Origin of the sequence: Pseudomonas sp. GM78, from assembly GCF_000282475.1 — a bacterium.
Classification (GTDB): domain Bacteria; phylum Pseudomonadota; class Gammaproteobacteria; order Pseudomonadales; family Pseudomonadaceae; genus Aquipseudomonas.
The window spans coordinates 1-9,539 of sequence record NZ_AKJF01000169.1 but is presented as its reverse complement, the minus strand read 5'-3'; the positions used below and the strand labels follow the sequence as shown (position 1 = coordinate 9,539).

Here is a 9,539-nt window from a genome sequence, read left to right as displayed (position 1 = left end):
TGGTTAACGGGGCACCCAAATCCAAAGCCAAAGCGAGGCGGCCTTAAAGCCGACCTGACTTTTCCGGACTCCCCTCAAATCCCCTGTGGGAGCCAGCCTGCTGGCGATGGACGTTCAGACAAAGCGATCATCCAGACAGGGCGCGTTATCGTTGACGTCCATCGCGAGCAGGCTCGCTCCCACAATGGGATCACAGTCAAGCCAGCCAGGTAGTGTTTCAGGCCACAGCCCGCACACCTGCACCTTTCCCCTGCGCCTGCACATCATGCAGGGAAATCCTCGAAGTCTCCGGCAATGCCAGCCCACCCACCAACGCCAGCAATGCAATCGCGATCAGGTAGAACGCTGGCGACAAATTGCTGCCAGTAGTGCTGATCAGCCACGTCGCCACCAGGGGGGCCGTGCCGCCGAAAATCGTGTACGCCATGTTGTAGGTGATCGCCGAGGCGGTGTAGCGCGTGCGGGTGGGGAAGGTTTCCGAGAGCAAGGCCGCCGTGACCACGCCACACAACACCGCGCCAACCGCCAGGAGCATGACACCCGCGACGGACGCCGCAAACGAGCCGGAGCTGGCCATCAGGAACGAGGGGTACACGGCCACGATCAACAGGGCACACGCCGTCATCACCGTCATTCGCCGCCCGACCCGATCCGAATACAGCCCGGCCAGTGGGCAGATCACCGCGGCGAACAGCAAGGCAATCAGTGAAACCAGCAACGCGGTGGCGCGGCTCAGGCCACCAGCGACTTGCAGGTAGGTCGCGAAGTAGGTGGTGAACATATAGAACGACAGCGCCGTGAGCGACACGAAGGCGCCCAGGCAACAGATGGCCGCGCCATGGTTGCGCAAGGTTTCCTTGAGGGGGGAGTGGGCGACGGCATGTTCCTCGGTCACCGCCTGGAAGGCCGGTGTCTCATCGAGCTTCCAGCGCAGGTAAAGACCCACCAGGCCCAGCGGCGCGGCAATCAGGAACGGCAGGCGCCAGCCCCAGCTGCCCATCGCTTCGGCCGACAAGGACGCCTCGAGCGCGTAGGCCACCACGGCTGCCGCGGCGAAGGCGGAGAAGGTCGACACCGGTATGAAGCTGCCGTACCAGGCGCGTTTATCGCTCGGTGCATGCTCCATCAGATAGGCACAGGCGCCTGCGTATTCGCCCCCAGCCGAAAAACCCTGGGCGCAACGGATCAGCGAAAGAAGTACCGGCGCCGTGACCCCGATCGCGGCATAGGTGGGCAGCAGGCCGATCAAGGTCGTCGCACCGGCCATCAGCAGGATCGTCATCGCCAGGGTGCGCTTGCGGCCGATCCGGTCGCCCAGCATGCCGAAGAAAATCCCGCCAAGGGGCCGGAACGCAAAGGCCACGGCGAATACCGCAAAGGTCTTGAGCAGCGCGGCACTGGCATCGCCGCTGGGGAAAAATTGCTGGGCGATGGTCGTGGCCAGAAAGCCATAGACGGCGAAGTCGAACCACTCGACGAAATTGCCGATGCCGGCAGCCACGATCACTCTTCTCAGGGTTTTCGGGCTGACTTGTTCCGTAGTTGTGCTCGTCATGCTTGACCTCGACAGTTCGTCAGTGAGCTATCGATTATCGAGGCAGGCGCTGAAGCGGTTCACTTCAAAAGTGTCATCCACGTAGTCAGTACCGACGCCGTGCAGCCATCGGCGGGGTCAGCCAGAGGGCTTCGCCTGCACAAGGATTCGAAAGGTTGGATAGGACTGTTTTGGCTTTAATGGATCCATTAAACTCCGATTATCGGTAAAAAGCTTGACTGATATTGGGTTGTTCCGATTCAATGGATCCATAAAAACAAGCCTGTCCCGGAGATTCCTATGTATCCGAAAAACACCTGGTATGTCGCCTGCACCCCCGACGAGATTGCTTCCAAGCCCCTGGGGCGGCAGATATGCGGTGAGAAAATCGTCTTCTATCGCGGCCATGAAGGGCGCGTTGCCGCCGTCGAGGACTTTTGCCCGCATCGCGGCGCACCCCTTTCGTTGGGGTATGTCGAGAATGGCAACCTGGTCTGTGGCTACCACGGCCTGGTGATGGGCTGTGACGGCAAGACCGTCGAAATGCCAGGTCAGCGCGTACGGGGTTTTCCGTGCAACAAGACTTACGCCGTTGAAGAGCGTTACGGATTCATCTGGGTCTGGCCCGGGGAACAGGACAAGGCCGATCCTGCGTTGATCCATCATCTGGAATGGGCGGTCAGCGATGAGTGGGCCTACGGCGGCGGGCTGTTCCACATCAATTGCGACTATCGACTGATGATCGATAACCTGATGGACCTCACCCACGAAACCTACGTGCACGCCTCGAGCATCGGCCAGAAAGAGATCGATGAAGCGGCGCCGGTCACCACCGTCGAGGGTGACGAGGTGGTCACCGCGCGGCACATGGAAAACATCATGGCGCCGCCGTTCTGGCGCATGGCCCTGCGTGGCAACAATCTGGCCGACGACGTGCCGGTAGACCGTTGGCAAATCTGCCGCTTCAGTCCGCCCAGTCACGTGCTGATCGAGGTGGGGGTGGCCCACGCCGGCAAGGGCGGGTACAACGCCGAGCCGCAACACAAGGCCGCGAGCATCGTGGTCGACTTCATTACCCCGGAAACCGAGACGTCGATCTGGTACTTCTGGGGCATGGCGCGCAATTTCAATCCTCACGACGAAGCCCTGACCGCCACCATCCGCGAGGGCCAGGGCAAGATTTTCAGCGAAGACCTCGACATGCTCGAACAGCAGCAGAAAAACCTGCTGGCCAATCCCGAGCGCAACCTGCTCAAGCTCAATATCGATGCCGGTGGCGTGCAGTCCAGGCGCGTGCTGGAACGCCTCATCGCCCGTGAGCGGGCACCGGTTGTCGAGCTGATTGCCGCGGTCAAATAGCGACGGGCAGCGCCCTTGAGCGCTACGCGAGTCCACCCCCATTGATCCTGTTCGCGGCCACTGCGGTGGCCGGTCTTGAAGGTGCGCCATGATTGAAGTCGTCGTGACATCCCGCAACAACGAAGCGTTGGATATTTGCAGCTACGAGCTGACCTGTGCACAAGGCGGGGCATTGCCCGGCTTCAGTGCCGGGGCCCATATCGACGTGCACCTGCCCGGCGGACTGATTCGCCAATACTCGCTGTGCAATCACCCGCAAGAGCGCCATCGCTACCTGATCGGCGTGCTCAAGGACACCGCCTCGCGCGGTGGTTCCCAGAGCCTGCATGAGCACATCAACAGTGGCGATCGGCTGTTCATCAGTGAGCCGCGCAACCTTTTTCCGCTGGTGGCCGAGGGGCGGCGCAGCCTGTTGTTCGCCGGTGGCATCGGCATCACCCCAATTCTCTGCATGGCCGAGCAACTGGCCCACAGCGGTGCCGATTTCGAGCTGCATTACTGCGCTCGCTCCAGTGAGCGTGCGGCGTTTGTCGAGCGACTCAAAGGGGCATCCTTTGCCGATCGCGTGCACCTGCATTTCGATGAAGAGGAAGATTCGCGCCTGGACGCTGCCAAGGTTCTAGCGAGTCCTGGGCCTGACTTGCACCTGTATGTCTGCGGCCCGTCAGGGTTCATGCAGCACGTGCTCGACAGCGCCAGGGCCCAGGGCTGGAGCGAGGGGCAGTTGCACCGTGAGTACTTCGCCGCAGCGCCGGTGGACACCGCTGCCGATGGGGCATTCCAGGTCAAGCTTGGCAGTAGCGGCCAGGTGTTCGACATTCCGGCGGACAAGACGGTGGTCCAGGTGCTGGAAAGCCATGGTGTCGAGATCGCGCTTTCCTGTGAGCAGGGCATCTGCGGAACCTGCCTGACCCGTGTGCTCGAAGGGGTGCCCGATCACCGTGACCTGTTCCTGACCGAGGAAGAGCAGGCGGCCAATGATCAGTTCACGCCGTGCTGTTCGAGGTCTCGCTCGGCGCTGTTGGTGCTGGATCTTTAGGCGAGCCGATCATTCGCCGCGTGAGATCACTTTCACCCGCTCGCCATGGCTGATTGCGCCGAAGACCTCGGCGTAACGCAGTGTCGCATTAGCGTGTTCGCGCATGATGGCTTCAGCGCGTGCGCCCTGGCGGCTGACCAGTGCGTCGAACACCGAGTGGTGTTGCATGTGGGCAAAGTTGAAGCGCCGGTATTCGCGCGCCATGTCTTCACGATCGATCGCCAGCGCCGACACTGAAGCGAAGGGGCGGTGGTCGTTGCGCGCCAGGGCTTCGGCAATGGCCGGGTTGGCGCTGCTTTCGACGATCACCTGATGAAAGCGCATGTTGAGGTCATGGAACGCCTCAAGGTCTTCTTCTGTCACGTAGCCTTTGTCGAACAGCGCATCGCCTTGCACCAGGCATTCGCGCAGCGCCGCCTGCGCCTGTTCACTCAAGCCGCGTTCGGCGCTCTGCCGCGCCGCCAACCCCTCCAGCACTCCGCGCACCTCCACGGCTCCGGCGATATCGTCGGCACTCACCGAGCGTACTTGATAGCCCCGTCCACCATGGCGCACCAGCAAGCCTTCCTGCTCCAGGGTAACGAAGGCCATGCGCACCGGCATGCGCGAGACGCCGAACCGTTCCGCCGTCGGAATCTCCATCAGCCGTTCGCCGGCCGCCAGCTCGCCCGAGGCGATCATTTTGCGCAGTGCGACCAGCACCATTTGACCCGGTTTGCTCATGCAGGCGACTTCCAGAGAGTGGTTCGCCATAGTAACGCAAGGAGGGGGTGGATGCAGGGGCGACTAGCGCCCCTGGTGGGAAGGGTCAGAGTGACAGTGGGTAGCTGATGATCACGCGGGTCTGATCGAAGTCGCTGTTGAAGCTGCGACGGTTGGTGGCGTTGTTGATCCGCACGCTGAGGTTTTTCAGCGCGCCACTTTGCAGGGTGTAGCTGACCTCGGTGTCGCGTTCCCATTCCTTGCCGTTGCTGCCGGCCTTGGTGGTGGCGTTGTCGCCATGCCCGTAGCGAGTCATCAGCAGCAAGCCGGGGATGCCGACGGCGACGAAGTTGTAATCGTAGCGAGCCTGCCACGAACGCTCATCGGCGTTACTGAAGTTGCCGTTGAACATGTCATTGCCCAGGGTGCGCCCACTGCTGCCATACACGGACATCCAGCCGGTGTCGCCGCTGACCTTTTGCAGCCCCAGGTACAGGGTATGGCCACCCAGGTTGGCCGAGAACAGCCCGTAGGCGGTATGGCTTTGCACGTTGCCGATAAGGGCGCTGCCGTCATCCTTGTCGATGAAATAGCCCAGGTTCGCGCCCAGCGTCCAGTCACCGAATTTCTGTTTATGCAGCAGGTTCAGATAGCTTTGCTGATAGATGTCTTCGAGTTGCGAATACCAGGCGCCGATCAGCGTCTGTTGTTCGTTGAAGCGGTATTCGGCGCCGGCATAGTTGAAACCGTCCGACATGACGGTAGGCGCCGCCCAGGCCGAGAGGTCTTGCATGTTCGAGGAGTTGCGCAGGCTCACGTCGGTATATCGACCTGCCTGCAGGTTCAGGCCAGGGAGTTCGCGGGATACCAGCATGGTGCCCTGGAAGGTCTGTGGCAGCAGGCGTCCGTCGTCATAGCGCAATAGCGGAATATCCGGCATGAGCTCACCCAGCATCAGCTCCGTCTCGGACAAGCGCATTTTTGCCGCCACCCCGGCACGCCCGTAGTTGTCGGCGGAGCGACCATCGTCGTGCACCGGCAGCAGCTCCGAACCGCTGCGTTGCGGGCCGCTGTCGAGCTTGACGCCGAGCATCGCGATGCCGTCCAGGCCAAAACCGAGCATCCCAGGGGTATAACCGGAACTGAATTTGAGGATCGCGCCCTGGGCCCATTCTTCGATCTTGCTCTTGCTGGCGCCAGGATCGTTGAAGTCACGATTGAAGTAGTAATTGCGCAGCGTCAGGCTGGTCTTGGAATCTTCGAAAAAGCCATTGCTTTCGGCATTGGCGCAAGGTAGCAGGGCAAGCGCTATCGCACCGCCGAGCAGGGCCCGGGGAGGGAGGGGGAAGCTGGTCATTATTGTTATTTTCCTGGGAGGATGTAGTCAGTAGCGGGGGCGGCCCCCGCTACCTCTTTGCAAAGGTGTCAGGCCTGGCTGAGTTGGGCGCCAGGCTGTGGTTGGGCACCAAGCCGCAGTGCCAAAAGCACAGCGGCGGCGATGACGAAAACCACGGCAAACACCCCATACAGGTGCAGGGGCTGCCAGCCGCTGTCGAGCAACAGACCGGCGACGGTCGGCGAAAGGATCGCGCCGATGCGCCCGATACCGATGCCCCAACCGACCCCCGTCGTGCGCACCGAAGCGTCGTAGACAATCGGCGACAGTGCGTACAAGCCCGCCACGCAACCGTTGGAGAACAGCCCGATCAACAGGCCCAGGCCGAGTGCCATGGATACCGACGAAGCGGAGCCGACGAACAGCACCAACAGGCCTGCGGTGATCAGCATGAACAGCGACAGCACCCGGGTCAGTCGCCAGCGTGAGGCCAGGCCGCCAATCAGCGCGGCGCCGAAGATGCCGCCGACGCTCAGCAGCACACCGCCGCTGATGCCTTGCTGTGCCGACAGCCCTGCCGAGACCAGCAGCTTCGGCGTCCAGCTCATCACGAAGTAGAAGCCGAACATCACCAGGAAGAACAACAGCCAGATCAGCAGCGTGGTACGCCGCGAATCAGGGGAGAGCAACTGCGCCAGGCGCCCACGGCCTGAAGTCGGCGCAGAGAGGGCGATGGGCAGTTCGCAAAGTGCCGGCTGGCCGAGTCGAGCGGCCAGTCGATTGATGCGGGCCAGGGCGTTCGCCGGGCGACGGGCGATCAGGAAGTCCAGGGATTCCGGCAAGTACAGCAGCACCAGGGGAATGACCGCCAGGGTCACGGCGCCACCGAACAGGAACACCGAACGCCAGCCAAAGTGCGTCAGCAACCACACCGACAACAGCCCGCCCAAGGTCGCACCCAAGGCATAACCGGTCGATTGCAGGCTCACCGCCAGCCCGCGCCAGCGTTTGTTGGCGTATTCACTGGCAATCACGTTGCTGCTGGCCAGGATCCCGCCGATACCCAGGCCGGTCAGCCCGCGCAGCAGCGCCAGTTGCACCGGCGTCTGGCTTAGGGCCGACAAGAGCATGCCGATCCCCGAGAGCAGCAAGCAAAACAGGATCAGAGGGCGACGACCAAAGCGATCCGCCCATGGCGCAATGAACAAAGAGCCTGCCGCCATGCCGAACAGCCCGGCACTCAGCAGCAGCCCGATCTGGGCGCCATTCAAGCCCCATTCGGCGGACACCGAGGAGGCCGTGAAGGCCATCACCAGCACGTCGAAGCCATCGATCATGTTCAGGACAATACAGATGCCCACCGCTAGCCACTGGAAGTGCGCCATGGGGCGCTCATCTACCACGCTCTTCAGATCGACACTCATGGCTGCCCCTCGAGAAGAGGCTGGGTAAAGGCAAAGCGAGAAAGGCACGCGTTGGTGGGTGCAAGCCGAAGCTTGAGCCCGATTGAGAAGTCATTCATCCCGACACCCTTGTTATTTTTATGAGCGGGCAGGCGCTGTACCTGACACCGTGCAGTGCCAGTCAATCAATATATGGATCCATTGAAAAGTGGTTTTGATCTGGTTTTTGTCAATTCGTTTATTAGTTTTTAATTAAATCTATATAAATCAAATACTTAGTTAAAATAACAAAGTGTTCGATTATCGGTCATAATTTTATTTTGTGAATAAAGGATCCATTATTGGCAGATGTAAATTCGGCACACCGCGCCATTCTTGAGTGGTGTGCCTCCCGGCGTGCATGACTTCCAGGTGTCAGGTCGCACGAGCCAGAATGGATTGCGCGCGAGCAATCACCGGTGCATCGACCATTTGCCCATCGAGAACGAAAACCCCCTCACCGGAACGGGCGGCTTCGATAATGCGTTGCGCCCAGTGCAATTCTTCCAGGCCGGGTTTCAGCGCCTGATGAATGATCGCGACCTGGGTTGGATGGATACACAACGCGCCGCCAAAGCCCATGTCCCGGGCAATTTGCATCGCACCCAGCAGCCCGTCGGTGTCCTGGATCGACGGAAAAACCCCGTCCAGCGCTGGCGCGAGTCCAGCAATTCGCGTCGCGAGCAAAACGGCGTAGCGAGCGTGGCCAAGCATTTCTTCAGCGCCGGGGCTGCCTGTCGTCAGGTTCAAGTCCAGGCTCAGATCGAGGCTGCCGAACGACAAACGCTCGACGGCCCGGGCATTGGCAATCTCGTCAAGCCTGGCCAGGCCCCTGGCGCTTTCGATGATGGGCCAGACCGGTTTTTCGGTCCCGGCAGCCGTGGCGACCTGTGCCGCACTTTCTGCCTTGGGTAACAGAATGCCGATGACGCCAGCGTGGCGCCGGCAAAGCTCCAGGTCCGCTCCATGTGCCGGGTGCTCCGGGGCATTCACCCGAACCAGAATTCGTGCATCCGGGGTTTCGCGCAGGAAAGTCTCAAGATTGTCCCTGGCCTGTTCCTTGAGGTTTTCCTGCACGGCATCTTCCAGGTCGACGATGACCCGGTCCGCGCCGCTGGCGACCGCTTTAGCGATGCGCTCGGGTCGAGTGGCCGGCACGAAAAGGGCGGAGCGAACGATTGATGTGTTCATGGCGTGGCTCCGTGGCTGAACTCGATCTCGCCGATCTGTGCGGTGCCGTCCTGATTGCCAGCCCAGACCTGTGCCTTGCCGTGCCCGATCACACGTCCGCCCACCTCGAAGGGTTGCGGGGAAATCAGCGGCCGTACGCCGCGGAAGGTGAAACGCTCAAGGCGCGCGGTGGGGTGCGCTTTGGTAAAGGCGCGCAAGTTCAACGTGGCGATCAACGGACCGTGCACCACCAGCCCCGGATAACCTTCGGTCTCTGTCACATACGGCCAGTCATAGTGAATCCGATGACCATTGAAGGTGACGGCGGAGTAGCGGAACAGCAGGGTTGGGGAGGGCTCGACCCGCTCCTGCCATTGGCCTTCGGGCAGCGTTTCGGTACCGCTGAGTTTGGGCGGCACAGGTTCACGGTAGACGATGTCCTGTTCATCCTGCAGGGCGCGTTTGCCGTCCTGGAAAAACTCATGGCGTACCGTGACGAACAGCAAGGAACCCGTGCGACCGTGCTTTTCCTCGACGTTGAGAATGGTCGAGACACAGGTCACTTCTGCCTCGACCTTTAGCGGCTGGTAAAACTCGATGCGGCTACCCGCCCACATGCGATTACGCTGATGGGCTGGCGGCAAAAAGCCCCCCAGCGCGGGATGGCCATCGGGTCCCAATTCGCTGGCGACCACCGGCTCCTGAAAAAATGCCCAGTGCCACAGGGGCGGCAGCGGCTCTCCGGGTTGGGGTGTCGGCTCGCCCAATGTCGCGGCAATGCGCCTGACGAGTGTGGAACTGATCCGGTCCTGGATTTCCTGGCGGCGTCCAATCCAGGCGGAAAAATCGGAACTGCTGCTCATGTTCGTTGCTCCGTTCAGTCAGTGCTCAGGCCAGGGCGGCCAGTTGTGGAATCGCGTCAAAAAGATCCGCCACCAGGCCGTAATCGGCCACCTG

The 9,539-nt window shown here is 61.3% G+C and carries 8 protein-coding genes; 2 read left to right on the top strand and 6 right to left on the bottom strand.

What is annotated here, in order from left to right; genetic code table 11:
* Nucleotides 1-217 precede the first annotated feature (217 nt).
* Nucleotides 218-1,555, bottom strand: a complete 1,338-nt coding sequence (locus PMI35_RS06735; RefSeq protein WP_008063906.1) for an MFS transporter — start codon at nt 1,553-1,555, stop codon at nt 218-220.
* 279 nt (nt 1,556-1,834) lie between these two features.
* Between PMI35_RS06735 and PMI35_RS06740 the strand changes: the two genes are divergently transcribed.
* Nucleotides 1,835-2,893 (top strand): aromatic ring-hydroxylating oxygenase subunit alpha, encoded by a 1,059-nt coding sequence (locus PMI35_RS06740; RefSeq protein WP_008063904.1) that lies wholly within the window; start codon nt 1,835-1,837, stop codon nt 2,891-2,893.
* An 88-nt stretch (nt 2,894-2,981) separates the two neighbouring features.
* Nucleotides 2,982-3,932 carry a PDR/VanB family oxidoreductase gene (locus PMI35_RS06745; protein WP_008063902.1) on the top strand — a complete coding sequence of 317 codons (951 nt, stop codon included), beginning with the start codon at nt 2,982-2,984 and terminating at the stop codon, nt 3,930-3,932.
* A 9-nt stretch (nt 3,933-3,941) separates the two neighbouring features.
* Here the strand turns inward: PMI35_RS06745 and PMI35_RS06750 are convergent, their stop codons facing one another.
* The 5 genes from PMI35_RS06750 to PMI35_RS06770 all read right to left on the bottom strand — a co-directional run bounded on the left by PMI35_RS06750 (nt 3,942) and on the right by PMI35_RS06770 (nt 9,445).
* Entirely contained in the window at nt 3,942-4,655 is a 714-nt protein-coding gene (locus PMI35_RS06750; RefSeq protein WP_008063900.1) for a GntR family transcriptional regulator, read from the bottom strand.
* 85 nt (nt 4,656-4,740) lie between these two features.
* Nucleotides 4,741-5,991 carry an OprD family porin gene (locus tag PMI35_RS06755; RefSeq protein ID WP_008063898.1) on the bottom strand — a complete coding sequence of 417 codons (1,251 nt, stop codon included), beginning with the start codon at nt 5,989-5,991 and terminating at the stop codon, nt 4,741-4,743.
* Nucleotides 5,992-6,059: 68 nt separating this feature from the next.
* Entirely contained in the window at nt 6,060-7,394 is a 1,335-nt protein-coding gene (locus PMI35_RS06760; protein ID WP_008063896.1) for an MFS transporter, read from the bottom strand.
* A 393-nt stretch (nt 7,395-7,787) separates the two neighbouring features.
* The gene (locus tag PMI35_RS06765; RefSeq protein ID WP_008063895.1) at nt 7,788-8,603 is read right to left on the bottom strand and encodes an HpcH/HpaI aldolase/citrate lyase family protein; all 816 of its coding nucleotides are present in this window, start codon (nt 8,601-8,603) and stop codon (nt 7,788-7,790) included.
* On the bottom strand, nt 8,600-9,445 hold the full coding sequence (locus PMI35_RS06770) for an FAS1-like dehydratase domain-containing protein (RefSeq protein WP_008063893.1): 846 nt from the start codon (nt 9,443-9,445) through the stop codon (nt 8,600-8,602). Before PMI35_RS06770 ends, PMI35_RS06765 begins: the two co-directional genes overlap by 4 nt.
* Nucleotides 9,446-9,539 lie beyond the last annotated feature (94 nt).